Raw genomic sequence first — 23,097 nt, 5'->3', positions numbered from 1 at the left:
GCATCTGTTTGCGCAATTTAGCGTTATAATCGACAAGATTTTAAATAAGACCTCACTTGAAAGAGTATCCTATGAGCTATAGCAATATTCCTGCTGGTAAAGATGCACCAAATGACATCTACGTAATTATCGAAATCCCAGCAAATGCTGCACCGATTAAATATGAAGTAGATAAAGATTCAGATGCTTTATTTGTAGATCGTTTCATGGGTACAGCGATGTTCTACCCAGCGAACTATGGTTATGTACCAAATACATTGTCTGAAGATGGTGACCCATTAGACGTATTGGTTGTAACTCCACACCCATTGGTACATGGTTCAGTGATTCGTTGTCGTCCTGTTGGTAAATTAAACATGGAAGATGATGGTGGTATCGATGCGAAACTGATCGCAGTTCCACATGACAAATTGACTCCACTTTATAAAGATGTGAAAGAATATTCAGATCTTCCTGCTTTATTATTGAATCAAATTGAACATTTCTTTGCACATTACAAAGACTTAGAGCCTGGTAAATGGGTTAAATTGACAGGTTGGGAAAGTTCAGAAGTTGCAAAAGCTGAAGTCTTAAAAGCAATCGAAGCTGCAAAATAAGCCAGATTAAAACGTGGTTTGAAGATTGAAAAATGTTCAAACCCATAAAAAAACCTGCATGATTAAATGCAGGTTTTTTTGTTTCTGTGGATTTATTCTAAATTAGAAAAATTTCACAGGAATATCTAAGAAAATACGCCATTCATTGGTATCACCAATGTAGACAGGATTATACGCTTCACTTGCACGGTAGTAAGAGTGACGTAGACGTAAGCTCGCATCTTTTGCAAAACCACTTTGCATGGTGTATTTCACCTGATTAAAGAATTCACGTTCTTGTGCATCATCAGTTACATTGCGGACTTTAATATCCCAACCATAGACAAATGCTGTGGTCCAATTTAAGCCAGCAACACCATAATTGCTAAAGTCTAGGTTATATTGAACTTGTGCTGATTTTTCATGGTTACCAATAAAATCAGACATATAAGAGTTTGGTAGATAAATACTTTGGAAACCGTCAGCATTTTGACCATAGTCATAACCCACATCACCTGTATTTTGTTGGTAAGCCAACATCACAGTGTGCGGACCTTGATTATAAGTAGAAGACAATGCCCAGATATTATTAGTTTTTTCTACGCCTGCTTTACCTGTATTTGCATAATCCGCATCAACAGGACCTGTTGCAGAATAGGTATTGGCATTTTTATCAAACTTGGTGTGATAACCACTGAAATCAAAAGTTAAAGAACTTTGATTTGCCAATGGGTATTTATAATTAGCATTGATATAATGACGTTCTAACGCATTTTTAGAATCTAAACCATAATAAGACGCGCTAAGCTGGTCATCAAATTTGTATTTAGCACCCCAAACAATCGCATCATCTAATTTATTACCATCAGTCTTGATCTGATCAGACATTTGGTCTTTGGTGAATTTACCAGCAACAAGTTCTAAATTTTTAATTTCATGGCTGGTTAATAACGTACCTGTAAAATATTCAGGAACAAGACGCGTTGTATTACTTGCAAGTACAGGTAAGTCGAGAACTTGCGTACCATAACGTACAGTTGTATTTGAGAAACGAGCTTTTACGTTTGCGCCACCACGTGCCCAATGATCATATGGATCAACTCGTCCATTTGCGTCTCTTGCACCATTATTTTTGAGTGCAATCATATTATTGCCAGCATGGGTGTTTGGACCGATTTTAAAAGAACCATCACCAACTACACCAACACCGAAACCGACGATACCTTGAGTGAAGCCAGAATCTAAGTCAACAATTGCCGTTTGTGCAAATGAGCTTTGATCGTCAATACCATGTTTTTTATCACGAAGAATATAACCTGTACGAAACAATACAGAACCTTTGGCATCTTCAACGAACCCTTTTGCATCACTTTGTTCGCTAGCAAATGTAGGGGATATTAGAACCGCGTTAATTAATACAGCTAAAGTAAGTTTTGGAGCATTCAACATGAATTGCCTCGTGAACGAGAATAGATTGCACTGACTGATCGAATTCAGAACAGATTGTGGATGAATTGTATATTTAATCTATAAAAAGGGAATCTCTTTTGCTTAAAAATATTACATTTCTGTAATGTTTTACACAATATTAATTTCTTTTCTTATGAAAAAAAGTTCTAAAGAATTGTTAAAATGCTGATTTTATGTGAAATATGAAATAAATTGAAAAATATGCTGAATTTATCTCCATGTTTTTTACCAAAAATTTAAAAACACAGTAAAATTCGCCTTTATTTATACGCCCACCCGTTTGTCATCATGAACTCACTTATTTCTAAACTGTTATGGGCAATGCCTATCTGTATCACGTCGTGCCCAGCATTTGCTGAAGAAGCAAATGTCTTGGTTAAAAATGGCATGATCTCTGGAAATGTGGGACTGGTATCCAAGTACATCTATCGAGGTGGAATTGAAAATGATGATGTCGCTGTGCAAGGCGGTTTAAGTTATGCACATAAAAGTGGCATCACGGTGGGGTATTGGGGTTCTACACTGAGCTACAACCCTGCAGATGATACGCAAGATCATGGTTTTGAAAATAATTTTTATTTAGCTTATGCTCAAGAAATTGCGCAAAATTGGAGCTATAACTTAAAAACCACTGCATATGTTTATCATAAAGGCGGTACTGTTTATGCTGATCAAGCAGATCATCGTAAAACCACCTATACAGATCTATCCGCTGAGCTGAGTTATAAAAATTTAACCGCAGGTGCTTCAGTGATGTTAGCCGATGCATCCTCTACCAATGCGGGTGATGTTTATCTAAGCATCGCGTATCGTCATGCTTTGGTTCAAGATTTTATTTTCAACACTTCTATTGGTGCATCTCTATATAACAGTCATCATGATGACAGTATTGTGCAGACAGAACAGGATTTTGCGTTAAGTGAAATGCGCTTGGGGCTCAGTAAAGTCATTGCCAATACAGGTGTTTCAGCTTCATTAGACTATGTAATTGGTGGTAAAGACCGTTTAGGTGAAGATTATAAGGATAATTTGGTATTTGGTCTGACTTATAGTTTTTAAGATTAACTTATAGTTTTTAAGATGAATATGAGTGAGTTATTTTACTTACCTATTTTATCGAAGTGTATGACCGAAGATAGGACATGCACTTTTTTTAGGCATTTTTTAAAATATGTGCTTTTTTTGAGCAAAAATAATATGCACCATTAAAATCATCTTACATGAAAAGCTTAAAGCAATATTTATACGCTTTTTATGACAACAATAAAGCACGTTATAGAAAATTTACGCTTAGATTTTTCATACTACTTTGCATTAAAACCATGCTTAAAGTAGGTCAGTATGAATCAGTTCCATCAAGTGATGCTTGAAATAGCATATGTTCAACAACTGAAGAATAAGAAAAATCATCCACAATCTTTTAATTTTAAACTATTGATTATTAATAGATTGCTGAATATTGCTGAATTTTATAAACAGCTTGAATTTCATCTTGGCATGGCAATTGCTAATTGCTTAGGGAGTTCATCAAATTTTAGCATAACAAATAAACATCATATGATGGGGGAGCACTCAAGATGAAATTCTCAACTAAAGCACTAACATTGGCAGTTCTATCGTCTACAGCAACAATGGCAATGGCGGAAGACAACGCACTGTCAAAATTAGGTTTAAGCTTTTCAGGTAGTGCTGCCGTAACGAGTGACTATCGTTTCCGCGGTATGACTCAAACTTATAACGACCCAGCAGTACAAGCGGGTTTTACCTTATCGCATAGTTCAGGTTTATATGCGGGTCTTTGGGGTTCAAATGTAAATTTTGGTGAGGCAGATCCACATTTAGAATTAGACCCATCTATTGGTTATACAACAGCATTGGCGTTATCTCCGACCTTTAAACCAACTTTGGATGTTGGTGTTGTTGAATATAATTATCCAAGTGCAACCAGTAAGTTTAACTGGACTGAGTTTTATGCAAAATTAATATTTGCAGATGTCTTGGTTAAAGGCAGTAGTTTATTGACCAATGTGAACTATACCAATGACTGGGCAGCAGTCGGTGGGAACAGTTGGAATTTTAACGTTGGCTATTCAGCTCCATTTGGTGATACTGGTTTTGGTGGGCTTGCAAATGTTGGCTATACCACAATGGATAAAAAAGCATTAGCTGATGGTAACGACAATTATGTCGACTGGAAAGTCGGGGTGAATTATGCAGTTAAATCTATTCCAGGAGTAACTGCGGAACTTGCAGCAGTGGGAACCAATATTGATACTGATGGATTCACTAATTCTGGGAAACGTGGTGTTGAAACAGGTGCGGTGTTTACTTTAACTAAAGCGTTCTAAGCGCAAATTAAGATCTATAAAGGTGACCTTGAGTCACCTTTATTTTTTGCGATTTTGAAATAAATTAGGCTTTCACTTCAAATGCTGGATGATATTTTACCGTTCCTTGTGGAATGCTTTGGTCAAAGCTAAGGACTTGAAAATATTCAGCAGGAACACCTTCAAGGATCAAACGGTCATGTGGCTGAAAGCCAAATTTTGAATAATAGGCAGGATCTCCAAGCACAACACATCCTGCGGCATTGAATTGTTGTAACTGCTGTAATGCGTGTTGGATTAAAGCTTTGCCAACACCTTGTTGTTGATATTCTGGTGCAACTGAAATTGGACCTAAACCATACCAATGTTGTGCACCAGAAGAAATTTCAACAGGTGAAATTGCCACATGCCCAATAATCTGTTGATCCAATTCAGCAACAATGGAAATGGTTAATTGATTTGCATCCCTGAGTGCATTGACGATCAAGTGTTCAGTATGGTCGGTATGCGCTGCATTTAGAAAAGCCAGTTGAGTGAGATTGAAAATATTTTCAATATCATCTGCATGTTCGTTGCGTAAGGTTAAATTTAGCATGTTATTTATCTTCTATACGTCATAGCTTGGATTCTAAGATTGAGTTCCCCGATATGACAAGGCTTCGGTTAAATGGGCACTTTGGATTTGCTCACTTTGAGCTAAGTCTGCAATGGTCCTTGAAACACGTAAAATACGATGATACGCCCGCGCAGATAAATTCAAACGTTGTTGTGCCGTTTCGAGCATTTGCTTGGATGTTTCATCTAAAATCACATATTTTTCTAAGTCTTTTGGCGATAAGTTGTGATTTAAATAGCCTTGTCTTTGGATTTGAAAATCGCACGCATCAATCACCCGTTCCCGTACAGTTGCTGAATCTTCGACAGGCGTTTGATCCTGTAATTCTTGGGCTTTTAATGGTGGCACATCGATATGGAGATCAATACGATCCAATAATGGACCTGAAATTCGGTTTTGATACCGTTTAATTGCTTCGGCAGAACATTGGCAGCGACTGTCTTGGTTAAATGCATAACCACAAGGGCAGGGGTTCATTGCTGCAATCAATTGAAAGTTTGCAGGAAATGTAATTTGGCGTGATGCTCTAGAAATAACGATTTCTTTAGATTCAAGTGGTTGCCTTAAAACTTCGAGCACTTTTTTGTCAAACTCAGGCAATTCATCTAAAAATAGTACACCTAGGTGCGCCAGCGTAATCTCTCCAGGTTTTGGATTTGAACCGCTGTTATTTACAAAGAACTATGCGACAATATAAGCTAGGGTCAAAGACTTAGACCACCTTTTATAAAGAACTATGCGACAAATTTTATAAAGAACTATGCAACGGAACCTAGAATGAACAATCAATCATGCGACACCGTTAACATCGTACCAGCTCGAAGAAAAATTGGTAATACACGTATCAGTGTATCTGGTTTATATCCTTTTAAAAAAGATTCCGCAGTTGCCTTTGAATCAACTCTTGAACGGGATTTCCTTATTCGATTAGAGGTTGATCCCAATGTTCTTGCTGTTGAGTCTCAACCATTTACCATTGAGTATTTTGATAATGGACAGAAACGAGTTTACACCCCTGACTACCTAGTAACTTATAAGCATAATGATTTTATTCCATTTATTGCACCTAAACTGGTTGAAGTAAAACCTACAGATGAATTGCAACTTAATTTGCATCTATGGAAAGCTAGATATCGTGCTGCCATGAGGGTATGCAAAGAAGAGGGTTGGAAATTTCATATTGCACATGAGGGGCGTATTCGGGACCAGTTATGGTCGAATGCCATGTTTTTACAAAAGTACCGAAAGATGGAATTTCCCCCTGCTGATTCAAAGCACTTATTGGATTATGTGAGAGATCGAGGAGCAGTAACTTTTGAGACTCTATTAGCCAGACATTTTCTTGGAAAATGGGACAGAGCCAATGGAATTAGTCAAATCTGGTATTTAGTTGCTCATGGTTATCTGGTTTGCGATTTAAGTATGCCTTTACAGCCATCTACTGAACTTTGGGTAAATGGGAGTTGTCATGAATGATAGACGTGTGAATATCAAAATAGCTGCTGGGGAGCCGGTTCAGATAAAAGGGATTCCCCATACGATTATTGAAGTCATTGACCTAAAATCGGTTTTTGTTGAAAACAATAATACTGGCAGGAAAAGTATCGCGGCTATCAGTGAATTAAGGCCATCAATAGCTGTGGAACAGTATGAAGATCTAGAGCTCATCGCTGATAAAGACTGGATTGAGGCTGAAAGACGTTTCAACATCATCCGACCTTTCATTGAGGGAGGCGTGAGTGGTCGTAAGGAAGTAGAGTTACGAGCCCAAGAACATGATATTAATCCAGCCACTATCTATAGATGGTTAAAAATCTATAAGGCATATGGAACTATTGATGGATTGCGGCCCAGAAAAGAGGGATTGCCACAAGGCAAGAAGATAATTAATAAACATGCTGAAGCAATCATTGAAAAAGCCATCAAGGATTTATACCTAACTAATCAAAGAATAAGTGTTCAAAAAGTTGTACTTGAAGTGAAACGCTTATGTCATGAATACCATATCCTAGAGGTGCCTCATGCCAATACAGTAAGAAATCGTATTGCAGCGATTAGCCAGAGAGACTCTCTTCGTAAGAGGGGACATAAGGAAAAGGCCGATAACAAATTTACACCTGCCGCAGGGAAATTCCCTCATGCTGATTATCCACTTGCCGTCGTACAGATTGACCATACGCCTGTTGATCTTATTCTGGTTGATGATTTTAGCAGGTGTCCTATAGGACGACCTTTTCTTACGTTGGCAATTGATGTGCGTTCAAGGGTAGTTGTGGGATATTACTTATCATTAGATGCCCCCTCTGTTATGTCTATTGCAATGAGCGTTTCTCAAGCTGTACTGCCCAAAGAGAAATGGCTAGCTTCGCGCAAGATTCAAGCTGAATGGCCTGTCTGGGGAATTATGAACACCATTCATGTCGATAATGGACCTGAGTTTCACTCAGAAACTTTCAGAAATGCTTGTATGGCACATGATATTCGTCTGGAATACCGACCAGTTAAAAAACCACGTTTTGGCGGGCACATTGAACGTTTGATGGGAACATTTGCAACCGATATTCACGCAGTTCCAGGAACAACTTTTTCAAATATTTTTGAAAGAAAAGGCTATAACTCAGATGCGGAAGCAGTTTTCACATTCTCCGAATTTGAGGACTGGCTGATTGATTTTATCTGTAATGTTTACCACAAAAGGAAACACTCTGCTTTAGGTACTTCTCCACTACATGCTTTTGAGTTAGGTATCTTTGGTGATAAAAACACGTTAGGTTCTGGGGCTGCTAGATTGCCTGCAAATGATCATAATTTCTTTCTTGATTTTCTACCAAGTTTTGAAAGGACGATTCAAACAACAGGTGTAACAATTGATGGTCTTGCTTATTATGCTGATGTACTAAGAGGTTGGATTAATGCTGTAGACCCTGATAATCAAAAGGAAAAACGTAAATTTATCTTTAGGCGTGATCCAAGAAATATTAGTGAGATATGGTTCTTTGATCCCGAAATCAAAAATTATTTTAAGGTTCCTTTAGCGGATCAAAGTATTCCACCATTTAGTATTTGGGAACACAAAAAGATTCAGGAACTGAAAAAGGAAACTGGCGAATATCTAAAAGATCATGAACTTGGACAGGCTCTAGCTAAACTTCGGGAGCGTGTTCAGGAGGCAAGTACTAAAACTCGACGGGCTCGCAGATCACATCAGCGCAGTACCCAACATCAACAGAGTGTTAACCCTGCTTCAATTCAGGGCAAAAAACCTCAACAAGAGAGTACGATTTTGGAGCAACAGCTTGAAAACGTATATGGTTTATTGCCTCTCGATGAGCTGGAAAATGATGAGGATATTTCATGAGTAACTATTCACATGTTTTTCAAGAGTTTCGCCCTATTGTGGAACAGTCTAATGAGGACAGACTCTACTTCCTGGAAGAGGACCGATGGATTGGGTATCCAGCAGCCAATGACTTGTTAGACCAATTGAAAGGATTCCTGACACTTCCTAAGCGGAGCCGTATGCCCAACTTACTGGTATTGAGTAAGCCAAATAATGGTAAAACCTCAATTATTAACCAGTTCTTTAAGCTGTATGGGGAGGGTTATGTCAATGCAGAAAATAATGCAGTAAAACCTGTAATCATTGTACAGGCACCTGTTTCCCCTGATGAAAAAGCTCTGTATATGGCTATTCTTGATAAGTTCTGGGTTCCTTTTCGAGAAAGAGATCCCGTTGCGAAGCTACGTTACCAAGTGGTCCATTGCCTTAAACTTTATGAGGTAAAGCTCCTCATTATCGACGAAATGAATTCTCTATTATGTGGCAGTCCGATTAAGCAAAGAACAGTAATGAATGCGATTAAGTATTTGTGTAATGAAACACAGATACCCATTGTTGGGTTTGGTACAGAAGAAGCAATTAGTGTTCTGCGTACTGATCCACAGCATGTCAGCCGTTTTCGTGTGGTTAATTTGCCCTTATGGAAACTAGATAAAGACTTTCAAGCTATGGTAAATAAATTTGAGAAAGTTCTTCCCCTCAAACAGGCTTCAAAACTGGCTGAACCAGCAACAGTAAAATATCTGCATGATATTACAGATGGAAACTTAGGTAATCTGCGAACGATTTTACGGGACGCCGCAAAGAAAGCTGTTGTTTCTGGTCAGGAGTTTATCGACCGTAGCTTGCTAGAAAGTGTGAAATAAGCAATGTGGAGGACTAGGTATGATAAGTGCAACAGAAATCCATTCATGGTTTATTCCCACGGACTTAAAGCAAGATGAGGCATTATCTTCTTGGTTGATACGTGCCGCACTTGACAGTGGTTGTGACCCATTAAGTTTAACTGGAGTACTTTGGCCCAAATGGCGAATCTGGTCTGTAGATGTAGATCGTGGTTTAAGTGCAGAGCAAGTACAGGTATTGATCAATACGACAAAAATTGATGAAAGCCAATTTAATTCTGCTACGCTTCGCAATTTTTTAATTAAATATAATCTGGATAATCAAACTCTTGATGCATGGTACTTGGTATTAGGTACAAGAAACCGTAAGCATCGAGGTGGCTGGCAATATTGTCCTGAGTGTCTATCTGAGGATAATGTTGCCTATTTCCGTCTGCCTTGGCGTTTTGCCTGGCATACAGGTTGTATAAAACATAATCAGCATTTACATGATCAATGTCCTCATTGCCATAATGCTATTCAACCTAGACGTCTTGAAGCCCCTGATCAGGTTATGACTTGCTGTTCAATATGTAAAAAAAGTCTATTGGAGGTTAATAAAAGCCTTGTGGATTGTCATGCCTTGGCATTCCAAAAAATCTTTGATCAATTCCTGGAACAAGGCTGTGCAACCTATCAAGACAAGTTGATTTCAGTAACTGATTGGTTAACGGTGATTAAGTTATTTTCACAATTTATTAGAAAAGCTTTAGCTGGCTCAGTAAATGGAAAAGGATGGGCTTTTCTTGAACAACTCAGAATTCAGGTGCCCCATCCTGAGCTTATATCGAATGGATTGGCTGTTAACCAACTTCCAGTTACCGAGAGAGAACGGCTATTTTCCTGTATTTATCAATTACTCATTATTCCCCAGGAAAAGTTTATTGAAACAGCAAAATCTTTAAATATGAACAGGTCTTCATTTTGGGATAAGAGAAACCAGTTGCCAGCCATATTAAGGCCTGTTGAAGAACAATTAGGCTCGATTTATCGGAACTACCCTCCAAAGAGAGCATTGGTAGCTACCTTTAAACCTAAAAGTAAGGAGACTGTAATACGCAAGTTTTTAAGATTAAAAAGAAAACTAGGGTAACTTTTGGGGGGACAACACCATGCCTCAGTGTGATGAATGTGGTGATGCGGTTGAAAAGATACACCGACTTTATAAACAGCGTAACTATTGCCATAAGTGCTATGTACGAGTTTTTAAAAAACAGGATTGTCCGTCGTGTGGTAAAAGTTCCAGATTATATAAAGCTGATAACTTGGCCGTTTGCCAACAATGTGAAACCAATAGACCTTGCATTAGATGTCAGCGTATTGATTACCCTATAGGAAAAATAACGGAGCAAGGCCCTGTTTGTAATAGTTGTTCAGTTTATTTTAGAGAGTTTCAAGCTTGTGAACGGTGTGGTGTGACATCACAACGCTTATCTCGTATCAGCCGTTTTGGAGATAATTTAAGAGTTTGCCCAAAGTGTGCAACCCGTGATTACCAGACATGCCAAAGTTGTAGAAGATATAGGTTGATTGAACAGGATGTTGTGTCAGGCAAAATGCTTTGTAAGAAATGTTTGACCTGTCCACCACTTCAATGTCTAACTTGCCAGCAACAGATTCCTGCTGGATATGGGAAATACTGTGAATTATGTACATGGCGAAGAATATTGGGGAATAGGATTAAGGAACTGGTTAATACATTAGTAAATCCAAGCCTCAAAGGTTACTTTAAAGATTATATGAATTGGCTTGATCATGAGGTTGGACCGCATAAGGCTGCATTACTAATTCGTAAACATATTCATTTTTTTGAAAAGACCAGTGATCTTTGGGGAGATCAGATCCCAGACAATGACTCTTTATTACATAGACTAAGAACAAGTGGTTTACGCAAATATGAGCTGCCCATCCGGTGGTTGGTTGCAGTACATCACCTGCATATAGATACCCAATCTAAAGGCCACTGTTCTGAATTTGACCAACTGAGAAAACTGGCGAACTCATGTCCTGGTTCATCGCTTTCAGCCCAAATTCTTCAGAACTATTATCAGGTTTTAATAAATAAAATGGATTTAGGGAAAACGAGTATACGTTCTGCCCGTTTAGCCATGAAACCAGCATCTGCTTTAATGCTGTTGGTAAGTCAATCACGATTAGATTTACCAACAATGTGGCATGTAAAATATTACTTATTTAAGTCCCCTGGACAAGCTTGCGCTATTGTTGGCTTTCTTAATTTTTTAAACAAGAATTATGATACGAACCTTGATACGTCATGGGTACTAGATGAAAAAATAACAGAAAAAAGTAATATGAAGAAACTGGAAAAACAATTGTTGGCCATCATGAAAGCCCCAGAGGAAAATTTTAATGAACTAGAGTGGATAAAGTTAGGATTGATGTATTTTCATAATTTGGATAAATCCTTTTTTAATCAAATGGATAGTATTAATTATAGGGGGCTGAATGATGGCTTTGAAGTGAGGTTTGGTGATCAGCAATATTGGATACCTAAATTGCTTGTATAACTGGACCATATAACGCTAATGTAGCTACATAAAGTTAAAACTGAATTTTGGGCTTCCAGAGGGTATGTATGGGGCAATTAGGTCATGAATATTGTGTTCATAATGGATTCAATAGGTCTCATGCAGGGAAATATGTTTATTCACTTGCTACGTTTATATCTTGGATATTGATTTACTTTTTACTGAAGTTCTTGGGTGGATTGTCTCCTTATTGGAATGTCATCATTTCTAGTGCTATCACTGCTTTATTATTTCTTACTTTTTATTTTCTATTTGATAAATGGATATGGAAAACAGGTTTATTTTTCAAGATTCTGAAATATCCTGATATTTCGGGAGAATGGTCATGTAAAGGTATCTCTGATTACCAAGAAGAAAATTCTGAAATGATTAAGCACAATAGAGAGTGGATTGGAAAAGTAACAATTTTACAAAGTTGGGATAAAGTAAGAATCAGATTAGAAACAGAATTTTCCACATCTGACAGTATTTCTGCTGCAATTATTTATGACGAAATTGAAGAATACAAAGTTCTTTATAGTTATGAAAACAAACCAAAAGATTTAGATCATGAAGAGTTACGTATCCATCGAGGATTTGTAGAGCTGACACTTCATAAAGACAATAAAAGTGCCAGTGCTAAATATTATAATGTTACTGGTCGAAGAACCATGGGAACAATGTTATGGGAAAAATTAGATAACTAATGGATAAGAGCCAATGGTTTCGTCATATAGGTAACCCAAATCTTTACGTATTTCCGTAACGAGTTTATCTAAGGCAATGCTCATTGTTGTGAGAGAGGTTTCTTTCTGATAACTATCAAATATTTTTCTGGTCATATCAGGTGTATATAAGCTATTTCTATAGTTTGGGTTATGATACAGATAATCAAAAAATCTTTTTGTTTCAAGAACTATTGCTAAAGCATTTGTTCTACCTTTCTTTAAATTTTCTAGATTGGAATGATACATAATAGAGGCTAGATCAAAACTACTTAAGTAAATTACTTTGCCCTCTTCAACTAAATCGGCTTTTATTGTTTTACAAAGGCGGATAGATTTTTTCAATCCTCCATCAGCATAGTATTTACATTTGTAATCTATATAAAAAATATGCTTGAAAGGTAAGTTCATCAATGTAGTAGGAGTTTTATTATCTAGAATATTGACTCCTCTTAAATAAAGGTGCTTTTGTTGTTGGTACTCATATGTTTCTACCCAATGAGAGGGTACAACATCTACATCCCGAGGAAGTGATCCACCTGTTAAAGTTATAGATTTAGCACCAGTAGTATCAATTGTTACGGCAGGATATGCTTGTCTTAATTCATAAGTGCACGCGTTCCTGAGTTCTCTTAATATTTTTATATCATCATGACGTAAAGTACCTAAATAACCCTCTGTACGATAATGTGATTTGTTAAGTACAAGTAAATCAACATCACTTACACCTTTGATATGAATATTTAGGGGAACTGACCCTTGTAATCTGTATTCTGTGACAATGTTATGATTATTTAGTAGCCTAGGCTCTAATTGTTTTTCAATTCTTTTAGCAGTTTCAATACTGATTTCTGTGTAACGTTTACTAACTTCTTGCATTGCTCCTACTGCATAACGGATAGATGGTTTGTCTGATACAATCTGCCATTTTTCTATTGTACGTTTTAATTCATCAAACTCATTAAATGAAGTTACGCCTGCTGTTACACTATCAAAAGCATTGTATGTAAGGTCAGTACCTTTTCGTCTTTTCTCTAATCTGTTCAATCTTTTATAAAAATCAATTTCAGACATTGTGAAACTCAAAAAATAGTAGTTATGGTTAAAATAATTATACCTTAATAATTATTTTAAGGTTTTAATAAATAAGGTGATCCTAGACAGTATCGTGGACAACCGATCCCTCTAAATTCTTGAAATATTTCTGTTCAAAGGCTTCTGGACTTAACCAGCCATTTGCAGAATGCCTTCTGATTCGATTGTAGTAAACTTCAATATACTCAAACAAGATAGCATTTGCCTCTTTTCTCGTAGAAAATACACTGCCATGTACTACATGCCCCTTCAGGGTATGGAAGAAGCTTTCGGTCACTGCATTGTCCCAACAGTTTCCTCGTCTAGACATGCTTTGAATACAGTTATTCGTCAATAATAGCGCCCTAAAATCACGACTACAGTACTGACTACCTTGATCCGAATGCACCATGACACTCGTTGGATAACCCTGACGAGCCATTGCATAATTAAACGCATCACACACCAATTGGCGGTCTATTCGATGGCTGGTTTGCCAACCCACAATACGACGGCTGAATAGATCTAGCATCACACATAAATACAGCCAGCCTTCTTTAGTGCGGATATAGGTAATATCCGTTGTCCAAACTTTATTAGGCTGAGTAACTGTAAATTGGCGATCCAACAAATTTGGTGCTGTAGACAAACGATGATTTGAATCAGTCGTATGCTTGTATTTACGTGCAATCCTACTACATAAACCAAGCTTTTTTAGCATCCTTCCAACGGTACGTTCGCTCATGCGATAACCTAAATCATGCATGTCATGTACCAATGACGGTGCACCCAAGCGCGCATGATGCTGCCAATATACAACTTTTAAATCATTGTATTTCTGCGCTGTATTGGTCTGGCGTTTTCGCCAGGCATAATAGCCTGAAGTGCTGACATCTAGGCATTTACAGACAGAAGACACAGTGACTTCATTCACATCCATATCTTGAATTACCGTGTACTTTTCTTGGCATGATCTGTCAGAAAGTACACATGCGCTTTTTTTAAGATGTGATTGGCTTCCTTGAGCTGTTTGACTTCTTTCTCTAATTCCAAGATCCGCTGTTGTTCAGGAGAAAGTTGACGTTTGCTTGAACCTGCCGGATTGGTTTCACGAATCCATTTATCTAATGTTGAATAACCCACACCTAATTTCTGGGCGATTGCAGCTACAGACTCGTGTGAGTTTGAAAGTGCATAATCAATCGCTTGCTGTTTAAATTCGGGACTAAAACGTTTAGCCATTTCTTGAATCTCCAAAGATTAAAGTTACGTTATCTTTAGAGGGACGTGCTGTCCATTATTTTGTCTAGGATCAAGGTTTTATTGTCATAAATGCTCAAATTTAAGATGGGAAGTAAGATAATTTTTAAGTATAAAGTTTGAGAATGTTTGTAGTCTTTTGTAGTGCATCCAATAGTCAAATAAATAATTGTGAAACCATGAAGACACATATCACATTGATATTTATATAAAAATATTATTTGTGATTGGAGGTGATTTTTTTAATTCTATTGATTATTGTGACTCACTACGGAGTTAATTGTCTTTAAGTATTTGTTTTTAATTGTTTTATTCTTTTAATTATTTTTATTTGATTAGGTGTTGACCTTACCATAATTGGAAAGAATAGAGTTGCTACATCAAGGGTAATGATGTACCTGATATGAAAGAATAACTTCCGAGCTTATTACCCATTATTTTTTCATAATTGTAGTAAGAGGATAACTCCATGAAACACTTTGTTCCAATGTTAATGATCGGTGCGATTGTATTTAGTGCGGGGTGTTCCTCTTCTGACGCTCCAAAGGAAAATTCAATGAGTGAGAATAAACATGAAAGCCATTCAATGCACCATGATATGAATGGTTCAGCTAAAACAGATAATCCATCTACAAATGCCTATATGGAAGTAAATACTCGTATGCACAGCGGAATGGGTATTGATTTCACGGGAAATGCAGATACTGACTTTATGTTGGGTATGATTCCTCACCATCAGGGTGCGGTTGATATGGCAAAAGTAGTTCTTCAATACGGTTCTGATCCAGAAGTGCGTCAGCTTGCCGAGAACGTTATCTCTGCCCAAGAGTCAGAAATCAAGATGATGAATGAATGGTTGGCAAAAAACAAAAATCATTCTGGCAGCAAAAATGAAGATAGCCCATCAACTCAAGCATATATTAAGATCAATGATGAAATGCACGCAGATATGATGGTTCCATTTACAGGAAATGCTGATGTTGATTTCATGAGAGGCATGATCCCCCATCATCAAGGTGCAATTGATATGGCAAAAGTAGTTCTTCAATATGGTTCTGATCCAGAAGTACGCCAGCTTGCTGAAGATGTTATCTCTGCCCAGGAATCAGAAATCAAGATGATGAATGAATGGTTAAGTAAACATAAGTAGATACTTCTCTATTCGATATTCTTTTAAATGAGGGGCTTTTTAAAGCCCCTTGTTTTATCTATAAATTTGATGAATTGAGGATTATGTTATATGCCAAAAATTATAGTTATTCCGCATGAAAAGATTTGTCCAGAGGGTGCGGAACTTGAAATTGAAAGCGGAAGTAATTTATGTCGAAGTTTATTGGATCATGGCATTCCCATAGAACATGCCTGCGATTTATCAGGTGCATGTACAACATGCCATGTTGTTCTGAAAAAAGGGTTCGACAGTTTAGAAGAAATGGATGATGTAGAGGCGGACTTACTGGATCGTGCCTGGGGGCTTACGGCCCAATCAAGACTATCTTGCCAGGTTAAGGTCCAAGATGAAAACTTGGAGGTAGAAATACCTAAGTACACAGTCAATTATATATCTGAGGGACATTAATTTTACTTTTAATGCTTGACCTTACAATTATGGCAAGGTTTATATTAAACACATCCTGAATAGTAATAGTGGAGTTAAATATGGAATTTCATGTTGAAGATATGACTTGTGGTGGCTGTGCCCGTGGTGTAACCAGAGCAATTCAAGCAATAGATGCCAATGCAAAGGTCATCACCGAACCACCCAATCGTAGTGTAAAAGTTGAAACAACTGCAACACAGCAGCAAATCGTTGAGGCTTTAACCGAGGCTGGTTTTCCTCCTCGTTAAAAACGGACGAAATGATAAAGCGACTCTCTATTGAGTCGCTTTTTTGTGGGCAATGAATTATAAGCTCAATATTTAGGAATGTTTGTGATGTTAAATTAGCAGTTATTTGACAATGTAAGTATCTAAAAGAAATGACATATTTTAGTTCATAGTTATAAATATAAAAAATAGGGAGAAGTAAAATTAATTTTACTTCTCCCTATATCCTATTGCTATTTCTTTCGGGTTAAAGGTGAAACGGAAAGCAGGTCGTTATGATGGTGAACGTCCTTTATTTCATTGTGAGGTTCTTGCAAGCCTTCAAGAATCGGACAGTCGGGTCTATTATCACCAGCACAACAGTCGATTAAGTCCTTGAGGGTATTCGCCATTTGCTGTAGGTCATTGATACGTTCTTCCAGCTTTTCACTATGACCCTGAGCAAGGCGTTTGACATCAGCACTCTGTCTACCGCGGTTATTCCATAAATCAAGTAAGTCTGATATTTCTGCTACTGAAAAACCGAGTTCACGACTTCGCTTGATAAACTTTAAACGTTCAACATCATTTGCTGAGTAAGAGCGATAACCTGCATTATTACGTCCCGCAGCAGGAATTAGGCCAATCTGCTCATAATAACGAATCATCTTGGCGGTAACTCCCGAAGCTTTAGAGACTTTACCAATGTTCATCATATCCTCCTTAGCCTTGACTGACGGATGGTGGCTGGAATCGACGTAAACGTAATGCATTGCCAAGTACAAATACACTGGACAAAGCCATTGCTCCTGCTGCAAAGATTGGGGACATCAGTATTCCATAGGCTGGGTACAATATACCAGCAGCAACAGGAATCAACATGGTGTTATAGGCAAATGCCCAGAATAAGTTCTGGTGAATATTACCAATCGTTGCTTTGGACAAGGCAATCGCATTGGCAACACCTTGTAAGTTTCCTGACATTAACACGACATCGGCAGATTCAATTGCAACATCTGTACCTGTACCAATCGCAAGTCCGACATCAGCTTCAGCCAAAGCGGGTGCATCGTTAATCCCATCACCCACAAAAGCGATATTGCCGTATTTTGCTTTCAGCTCTTTAACCGCACTGACTTTACCCTCTGGTAGAACTTCAGCAATCACTTCATCAATACCCAATTGTTTGGCAATTGCCCGAGCAGTACGAGCATTGTCACCCGTCACCATTGCTACCTTGAGACCTAATTGGTGTAGAGCCTTAATCGCTGCTGGCGTTGTGGTTTTGATTGGGTCAGCAACTGCAATAATTCCTGCCAGTTCACCATCGACAGCAACATAAAGTGGTGATTTACCCTCATCACCCAGACGCTGAGCTGTGGCAACAAATGGAGCAACATCAATACCAAGTTGAACCATATAACGGTCTGCACCAATATTGATTTCTTCATTACCATTGATGGTTGCACAGACACCCATGCCTGTGACTGAATCAAACGTATCAACTTTAGGTAAAGTCAGGTTTTCACTTTTTGCCGCATCAACAATTGCTTTAGCAATCGGATGTTCAGAACGGGATTCAACAGCCGCAACCATGCCTAGGACATAATCACGCTCAAAGAATTGAGTCACTTCAAAGTCAGTCAGTACGGGATGACCCTCTGTTAATGTCCCTGTTTTATCGACTGCAACAACTTTGGCATCCTTTAACAGTTGTAAGGCTTCGCCTTTGCGGAACAGTACTCCCAACTCTGCACCACGACCTGTACCGACCATAATTGAGGTTGGTGTCGCCAATCCCATTGCACAAGGACAGGCAATGATCAACACTGCCACCGCATTAACCAATGCAAAAGTTAAGGCTGGTGATGGACCAAAAATCAGCCAGACCAGGAATGTAAGCACTGCGGCAATCATCACCGCAGGTACAAACCATAAGGTCACTTTATCCACCACAGCCTGAATCGGCATTTTAGAACCCTGTGCCTGCTCAACCAAACGAATGATTTGAGCCAGCATAGTTTCGCCACCCACCGCCACAGCGGTAAAAGTCAACGTGCCATTCTGGTTAATGGTACCGCCCACTACATCACTGCCGATGCCTTTTTCCACAGGGATTGGTTCACCTGTAATCATGGATTCATCGACAAAGCTTTTTCCATCCGTGACTTGACCATCAACAGGGATTCTTTCCCCTGGTTTTACAATGATAATGTCACCTGCAACCACTTGGTCTATTGCAATATCCACCATTTGACCATTGCGTAAAACATGGGCAGTTTTGGCTTGTAAGCTGACTAAACGCTGGATTGCTTCAGAGGTTCGCCCTTTGGCTTTTGCTTCAAGGAAACGACCCAGTAAGATTAATGCGACAATCACCGCAGCCGCTTCGTAATACACATTCACCGTTCCTGATGGGAGGATGTTTGGTATGAATGTGGCAACAATAGAAAACAAATATGCTGCTGATGTTCCCACAGCGACCAAAGAATTCATATCAGGAGCTAGACGGAATAATGCAGGAAAACCTTTCTGATAGAATCTTCGTCCTGGAATAACCAAAACCAGTGTGGTCAGTATGAATTGTAAATACCAGCTATTCTGCATCCCAATAGTTTGATCAATCAGTTGATGTACACCAGGGATAAGGTGAGATCCCATTTCCAGAATAAATACAGGTAAAGCCAACAGGGAGGCGAGAATCAAATCACGTTTAAGTTCAGCACGTTCCTGATCTTTTTTCTCAAGCTGCTCTGTCTGGTCAGGAATAGAAGCCTGAATTTCTGTGGCATCGTAACCAGCTTTATCAATTGCGGCAATCAAGGCATCGACATTTGCTGTACCACTGACCGTTGCACGCTCAGTTGCAAGATTGACATTGGCTTCTTTTACACCTGCAACGGCTTTAAGGGCTTTTTCGACACGACCTACACAACTGGCACAGGTCATGCCTTTAATTGATAATTCAATATTATTTGCAGGCACGTCATAGCCTGACTGTTCAATGGCATGAACCAGTACCTGACGATCCACAGGCTGATCAAGTACAATATCTGCACGTTCTGTCGCCAGATTGACCGAGGCTGACTGTACACCATCAACTTTTTTGAGGGCTTTTTCAACACGTCCAACACAACTGGCACATGTCATACCTTCAATTTTTAATGTAACTTTCATATTATTAGAAAGCTTATTTGTTGCTGTTCCCATAAGATATACCTATAGAGCTTATCCAGTTGCTAAGAGCATAAACCTTGCCATTATGGAAAGGTCAAGGGTAGAATATGTAAACATCTATATTTTCGCTAATGACTGGAATTTAAGTATAAATATGAGTTTTAAAGATCACCCTACAGAATTATCTCAAGAGGAGATTATGTCTTTAGCTGAAACATTTCGGCTATTGGGTGATGCTTCACGACTTAAAATTCTACTTTTTTGTATGCGTGGACCTAGTTCAGTAGGTGAAATCAGTGATGCCCTTGATTTATCCCAGTCCTTGGTCAGTCACAATCTACGTTTATTGCGTTCAGCCCGTTTAGTCAAAGGTGAACGTCAAGCTAAACAAGTCTTTTATGAAATAGATGATATTCATGTAAGTCAGGTTCTATCGGATATGGCTAAGCATATTTCAGAGTAATGTAGCAAACACTCATTTTCTTCACTCCTTTTTCTTCTTAAAAATATATACATATGATCATTTATTCATATTTGCTATTCAAGTAGCAATATTTAAGTTATTTTAGCACTAAACATATGAATGATTAAACATATGTTAATTTGTTATGTATTTTTAAGGCTGATCTATTGACCTTCCAATTATTGGAAACTCTAGCATACAGGCAACTGCTACAGAAACCTTATTGAGAGCGTGTTGTAGCATTGCATGAAAGGTAAGCACCATGAAAAAACAAATTACAGTACAGGCAAATCTGGATCGCTCACATATCATGAAGCAGATTGAAGTCATCAACTATGACAAATCTATTCAAACAGCTTTTCGTGAAGTTGCTGATGGGCTGGCTGGCAAATCTACGCTAGATGAACAGATCAAATCGCAGCAGCAAATGATTGCGGCCAGCCAGGATGCTCATAAGTTGGCAACCTTACGTTTTGATGCTGGTGAAGATAATTATCTCGCAGTCCTCGACTCACAACGAACACTGTACGCATCTCAGCAGGCACTTATACAGACCCGCCTGGAACGCCTGAATAATCAGGTCAACCTCTACAAGGCATTAGGTGGAGGCTGGAATGAACATACCGTACAGATTGAACGTAAATCTTTGAAATAGCACATCGATGGAGTTCATCTTTTGATGGAAAGAGATGAATTCCTGAAAAGATGAAACAGAATATGAGGTCATGTAAATGAAATTTATTATCCATGATATAGAAAACTTCCCATTTGTTGAGTTTAAGCAAGATCAGGCAGTTCCAGGCTATTCACCTCAATGGCAGTTGGAAATGCAGGAGTTCCTGGAAATGAGTAGTCCGTTTGTGATTGTTTATGATCAATTATCAATGCAAGAAACACCTGAAGACTTTAAACAACGTGGTCTTTGGCTTAAAAACCATAAAGATGAACTTAATCAGTTGTGTAAGGCAATTATCTGCATTGAACCTGATCAGGAAAAAAGAGTTGCCATCAGAAAGATGACGGAAATGGCTGTAAAGGCATTTGGCATACCTTATGAAATCGTCGATACCAGGGAAGATGCCGAACGGATCGCTGATGAACTTACTCAAGTCTAAGGTGAATGTGATGAACATTATTTATATCAATCAATTGAAGCAAGATTTTGATGGTCAAGAGGAAAAATCAAAGCCTTTTTTCATGACATTCTTACTCATTCTTATGACGTTAGGATTAGCTTCAATTTCGCATGCAAAAGCACCGATCAATACAGCTTTGGAAACCGTGGAGAGCTATCTTAATATCTGGAATGGTACGCAGCCAGATGACCTGACTAAAGTTCTTGACCCGAATGTTGAGTATTTCAATACAAGTAATGAAGAAACCCGTAAAGGTACAGCATCTGTAATTGAGGTACCCAAGTTTTTATTAACAGTCATTCCTGATCGGAAGATGACGCTTACATCCCCGCCACTCATTGTTGGTGATAAGGTTGCTGTCGAATGGCAGCTTCAGGGAACCCTCAATAAAAAAGACCAGTCTGGTAAAAAAGACGCAAAAGTAATCACTTTTAAAGGTGCTTCATTTTTTGAGGTTAAAAATAATAAGATTACATACATCGGTGATTACTACAACAATCATCCATTGCGTAGTCAGTTAGAGCCATAATCAGGAATGCTATAAAATGTCTTCGCACAACCATACACAAGATCACAAGCATAAACACTCTGAACATGATCATTCTGGGCATAAGCATAGTCATGGTAACGGCCATAAACACAACCATGATCACTCAGGACACCATCACGGTCATGGTGGTCATCATCATGATCACGACCACAGCCATATCCCGAGTAATAAAAAAATTCTGACCATAAGTTTTTTACTGATTACCATTTTTATGGCAGTGGAATTTATAGGTGGTTTTATTACCAATAGTTTGGCCTTGATTTCGGATGCTGGCCACATGCTGAGTGACTCTGTTGCACTTGGTATTGCACTTGCAGCAGTCTTTATCGGTCAAAAACAGATTACCAAAAATAAAACATACGGCTATCAACGCTTTGAAATACTGGCTGCTGCATTGAATGGTATTACACTGGTTGGTATCGCACTGTACATCTTTATTGAGGCAATTCTACGGTTCCAGCAGCCACAACATATTGAAGTACAAGGGATGTTGATCGTTGCCAGTATTGGATTGCTGATTAATATCATTGTTGCAGTAATGATTTTTAAAGGTAGTGATACCGAACACGACTTGAATATGCGAGGTGCTTACCTGCATGTACTCAGTGATTTGTTAGGTTCTATTGGCGCAATTGCTGCTGCGCTATGTATCTACTTCTTTGGATGGGCCTGGGCAGATACTTTAGCCAGTGTTCTAGTTGCAATACTTGTTCTTCGCAGTGGATATTCAGTTGTAGTAAAGGCTTCGCATGTTTTAATGCAGGGTACACCAGAAAAATTTGACTTGGCAGAAATCAAAGAAACCATTCTTCAAGACCAGCGAATTCAAGGTGTACATGATTTACATATATGGAGTCTGACAAGTAAACGTTATATTTTATCCTGCCATATTGTTGTAAGTGAAGAAATGAGTATGCAGGAAGTGCAGATACTCTTACATGATCTGGAGAATGTCATACAAAATCTAGGTATTGAGCATGTCACTATTCAGGCTGAAACATCACTCAACAATCACGATGATATTCATCATTGCATTATTGAAAATATACCAAAGGATTCAGAACACTGAGTTTAAAAAGGTTAAATATTCCTAATATAGGTGCTTATCTAGTCACAAGTGGTACCCAAGTTTAATGGCACTTAAAAGTGCCATTAAACTATATATA

General features: G+C 38.3%; 24 protein-coding genes and 1 pseudogene. 18 read left to right on the top strand and 7 right to left on the bottom strand.

Going from position 1 to position 23,097, the window contains the following annotated elements:
* Nucleotides 1–71: 71 nt before the first annotated feature.
* Nucleotides 72–596, top strand: a complete 525-nt coding sequence (gene ppa, locus AC4CUY_RS19765; RefSeq protein ID WP_004725270.1) for an inorganic diphosphatase — start codon at nt 72–74, stop codon at nt 594–596.
* Nucleotides 597–698: 102 nt separating this feature from the next.
* On the opposite strand, the gene AC4CUY_RS19760 is transcribed toward ppa, so the two are convergent.
* Complete coding sequence (locus AC4CUY_RS19760) at nt 699–2,024, bottom strand: OprD family outer membrane porin (RefSeq protein ID WP_056517603.1); 1,326 nt, start codon at nt 2,022–2,024, stop codon at nt 699–701.
* 309 nt (nt 2,025–2,333) lie between these two features.
* Here AC4CUY_RS19760 and AC4CUY_RS19755 point away from each other — a divergent pair, with 309 nt between their 5' ends.
* The 3 genes from AC4CUY_RS19755 to AC4CUY_RS19745 all read left to right on the top strand — a co-directional run bounded on the left by AC4CUY_RS19755 (nt 2,334) and on the right by AC4CUY_RS19745 (nt 4,393).
* On the top strand, nt 2,334–3,104 hold the full coding sequence (locus AC4CUY_RS19755) for a TorF family putative porin (RefSeq protein WP_419306199.1): 771 nt from the start codon (nt 2,334–2,336) through the stop codon (nt 3,102–3,104).
* 282 nt (nt 3,105–3,386) lie between these two features.
* On the top strand, nt 3,387–3,626 hold the full coding sequence (locus AC4CUY_RS19750) for a hypothetical protein (protein WP_004725275.1): 240 nt from the start codon (nt 3,387–3,389) through the stop codon (nt 3,624–3,626).
* Complete coding sequence (locus AC4CUY_RS19745; RefSeq protein WP_419306201.1) at nt 3,623–4,393, top strand: TorF family putative porin; 771 nt, start codon at nt 3,623–3,625, stop codon at nt 4,391–4,393. The genes AC4CUY_RS19750 and AC4CUY_RS19745 overlap by 4 nt, the downstream gene beginning before the upstream one ends.
* Before the next feature lie 64 nt (nt 4,394–4,457).
* Here the strand turns inward: AC4CUY_RS19745 and AC4CUY_RS19740 are convergent, their stop codons facing one another.
* A complete protein-coding gene (locus AC4CUY_RS19740) occupies nt 4,458–4,967 on the bottom strand; it encodes a GNAT family N-acetyltransferase (RefSeq protein ID WP_419306203.1) in 510 nt (169 codons plus the stop codon).
* A 33-nt stretch (nt 4,968–5,000) separates the two neighbouring features.
* Nucleotides 5,001–5,651: pseudogene (locus AC4CUY_RS19735) on the bottom strand (ATP-binding protein); the annotation flags it as partial.
* Between the two features lie 114 nt (nt 5,652–5,765).
* Here AC4CUY_RS19735 and AC4CUY_RS19730 point away from each other — a divergent pair.
* From AC4CUY_RS19730 to AC4CUY_RS19705, 6 genes are all read left to right on the top strand, one after another.
* Nucleotides 5,766–6,464: a heteromeric transposase endonuclease subunit TnsA gene (locus AC4CUY_RS19730; RefSeq protein ID WP_001064759.1), complete on the top strand. Its 699-nt coding sequence runs from the start codon at nt 5,766–5,768 to the stop codon at nt 6,462–6,464.
* Nucleotides 6,457–8,346 carry a TnsB C-terminal domain-containing protein gene (locus tag AC4CUY_RS19725; RefSeq protein ID WP_000999878.1) on the top strand — a complete coding sequence of 630 codons (1,890 nt, stop codon included), beginning with the start codon at nt 6,457–6,459 and terminating at the stop codon, nt 8,344–8,346. Before AC4CUY_RS19730 ends, AC4CUY_RS19725 begins: the two co-directional genes overlap by 8 nt.
* Complete coding sequence (locus AC4CUY_RS19720) at nt 8,343–9,194, top strand: TniB family NTP-binding protein (RefSeq protein WP_000073961.1); 852 nt, start codon at nt 8,343–8,345, stop codon at nt 9,192–9,194. Before AC4CUY_RS19725 ends, AC4CUY_RS19720 begins: the two co-directional genes overlap by 4 nt.
* 19 nt (nt 9,195–9,213) lie before the next feature.
* Complete coding sequence (locus AC4CUY_RS19715) at nt 9,214–10,305, top strand: TniQ family protein (protein WP_000622362.1); 1,092 nt, start codon at nt 9,214–9,216, stop codon at nt 10,303–10,305.
* Nucleotides 10,306–10,324: 19 nt separating this feature from the next.
* Nucleotides 10,325–11,740 carry a hypothetical protein gene (locus AC4CUY_RS19710; RefSeq protein ID WP_004777765.1) on the top strand — a complete coding sequence of 472 codons (1,416 nt, stop codon included), beginning with the start codon at nt 10,325–10,327 and terminating at the stop codon, nt 11,738–11,740.
* Nucleotides 11,741–11,808: 68 nt separating this feature from the next.
* A complete protein-coding gene (locus AC4CUY_RS19705; protein WP_000530048.1) occupies nt 11,809–12,447 on the top strand; it encodes a Cap15 family cyclic dinucleotide receptor domain-containing protein in 639 nt (212 codons plus the stop codon).
* Here the strand turns inward: AC4CUY_RS19705 and AC4CUY_RS19700 are convergent.
* Together AC4CUY_RS19700 and AC4CUY_RS19695 are read right to left on the bottom strand one after the other, a co-directional pair.
* Entirely contained in the window at nt 12,436–13,539 is a 1,104-nt protein-coding gene (locus AC4CUY_RS19700; RefSeq protein WP_001289337.1) for a nucleotidyltransferase family protein, read from the bottom strand. The genes AC4CUY_RS19705 and AC4CUY_RS19700 overlap by 12 nt on opposite strands.
* Before the next feature lie 82 nt (nt 13,540–13,621).
* Nucleotides 13,622–14,781, bottom strand: a protein-coding gene (locus AC4CUY_RS19695; RefSeq protein WP_153310065.1) for an IS3 family transposase whose coding sequence is annotated in 2 segments (ribosomal slippage) — nt 13,622–14,547 and nt 14,547–14,781 — 1,161 coding nt in all. Because the reading frame shifts where the segments join, the coding sequence is not laid out codon by codon here.
* Between the two features lie 487 nt (nt 14,782–15,268).
* On the opposite strand from AC4CUY_RS19695, the gene copM reads away from it, so the two are divergent.
* The 3 genes from copM (at nt 15,269) to AC4CUY_RS19680 (ending at nt 16,647) form a co-directional block, all read left to right on the top strand.
* Nucleotides 15,269–15,949 (top strand): CopM family metallochaperone, encoded by a 681-nt coding sequence (gene copM / locus AC4CUY_RS19690; RefSeq protein WP_000680279.1) that lies wholly within the window; start codon nt 15,269–15,271, stop codon nt 15,947–15,949.
* 90 nt (nt 15,950–16,039) lie between these two features.
* The gene (fdx, locus tag AC4CUY_RS19685) at nt 16,040–16,378 is read left to right on the top strand and encodes an ISC system 2Fe-2S type ferredoxin (protein WP_001124186.1); all 339 of its coding nucleotides are present in this window, start codon (nt 16,040–16,042) and stop codon (nt 16,376–16,378) included.
* Between the two features lie 80 nt (nt 16,379–16,458).
* The gene (locus AC4CUY_RS19680; protein WP_000394310.1) at nt 16,459–16,647 is read left to right on the top strand and encodes a heavy-metal-associated domain-containing protein; all 189 of its coding nucleotides are present in this window, start codon (nt 16,459–16,461) and stop codon (nt 16,645–16,647) included.
* A gap of 212 nt (nt 16,648–16,859) precedes the next feature.
* On the opposite strand, the gene cueR is transcribed toward AC4CUY_RS19680, so the two are convergent.
* Both cueR and AC4CUY_RS19670 read right to left on the bottom strand, forming a co-directional pair.
* The gene (gene cueR, locus AC4CUY_RS19675; RefSeq protein ID WP_001020605.1) at nt 16,860–17,318 is read right to left on the bottom strand and encodes a Cu(I)-responsive transcriptional regulator; all 459 of its coding nucleotides are present in this window, start codon (nt 17,316–17,318) and stop codon (nt 16,860–16,862) included.
* A 10-nt stretch (nt 17,319–17,328) separates the two neighbouring features.
* Nucleotides 17,329–19,815 carry a heavy metal translocating P-type ATPase gene (locus AC4CUY_RS19670; protein WP_000536249.1) on the bottom strand — a complete coding sequence of 829 codons (2,487 nt, stop codon included), beginning with the start codon at nt 19,813–19,815 and terminating at the stop codon, nt 17,329–17,331.
* Nucleotides 19,816–19,936: 121 nt separating this feature from the next.
* Between AC4CUY_RS19670 and AC4CUY_RS19665 the strand changes: the two genes are divergently transcribed.
* The 5 genes from AC4CUY_RS19665 to AC4CUY_RS19645 all read left to right on the top strand — a co-directional run bounded on the left by AC4CUY_RS19665 (nt 19,937) and on the right by AC4CUY_RS19645 (nt 23,000).
* Nucleotides 19,937–20,245: an ArsR/SmtB family transcription factor gene (locus AC4CUY_RS19665; protein ID WP_000008556.1), complete on the top strand. Its 309-nt coding sequence runs from the start codon at nt 19,937–19,939 to the stop codon at nt 20,243–20,245.
* 262 nt (nt 20,246–20,507) lie between these two features.
* The gene (locus AC4CUY_RS19660; protein WP_207778880.1) at nt 20,508–20,900 is read left to right on the top strand and encodes a TolC family protein; all 393 of its coding nucleotides are present in this window, start codon (nt 20,508–20,510) and stop codon (nt 20,898–20,900) included.
* A gap of 76 nt (nt 20,901–20,976) precedes the next feature.
* Nucleotides 20,977–21,360 carry a hypothetical protein gene (locus AC4CUY_RS19655; protein ID WP_005060897.1) on the top strand — a complete coding sequence of 128 codons (384 nt, stop codon included), beginning with the start codon at nt 20,977–20,979 and terminating at the stop codon, nt 21,358–21,360.
* Between the two features lie 10 nt (nt 21,361–21,370).
* Nucleotides 21,371–21,910, top strand: coding sequence for a nuclear transport factor 2 family protein (locus AC4CUY_RS19650; RefSeq protein WP_007479719.1), 540 nt, complete (start codon nt 21,371–21,373; stop codon nt 21,908–21,910).
* A 16-nt stretch (nt 21,911–21,926) separates the two neighbouring features.
* Nucleotides 21,927–23,000, top strand: coding sequence for a cation diffusion facilitator family transporter (locus tag AC4CUY_RS19645; RefSeq protein WP_000094607.1), 1,074 nt, complete (start codon nt 21,927–21,929; stop codon nt 22,998–23,000).
* Nucleotides 23,001–23,097: the final 97 nt, after the last annotated feature.

It is taken from the genome of Acinetobacter sp. 778_lipA (assembly GCF_058242985.1).
The sequence above is the reverse complement of the archived record's forward strand: the minus strand, read 5'-3'. Positions and strand labels throughout refer to the sequence as shown.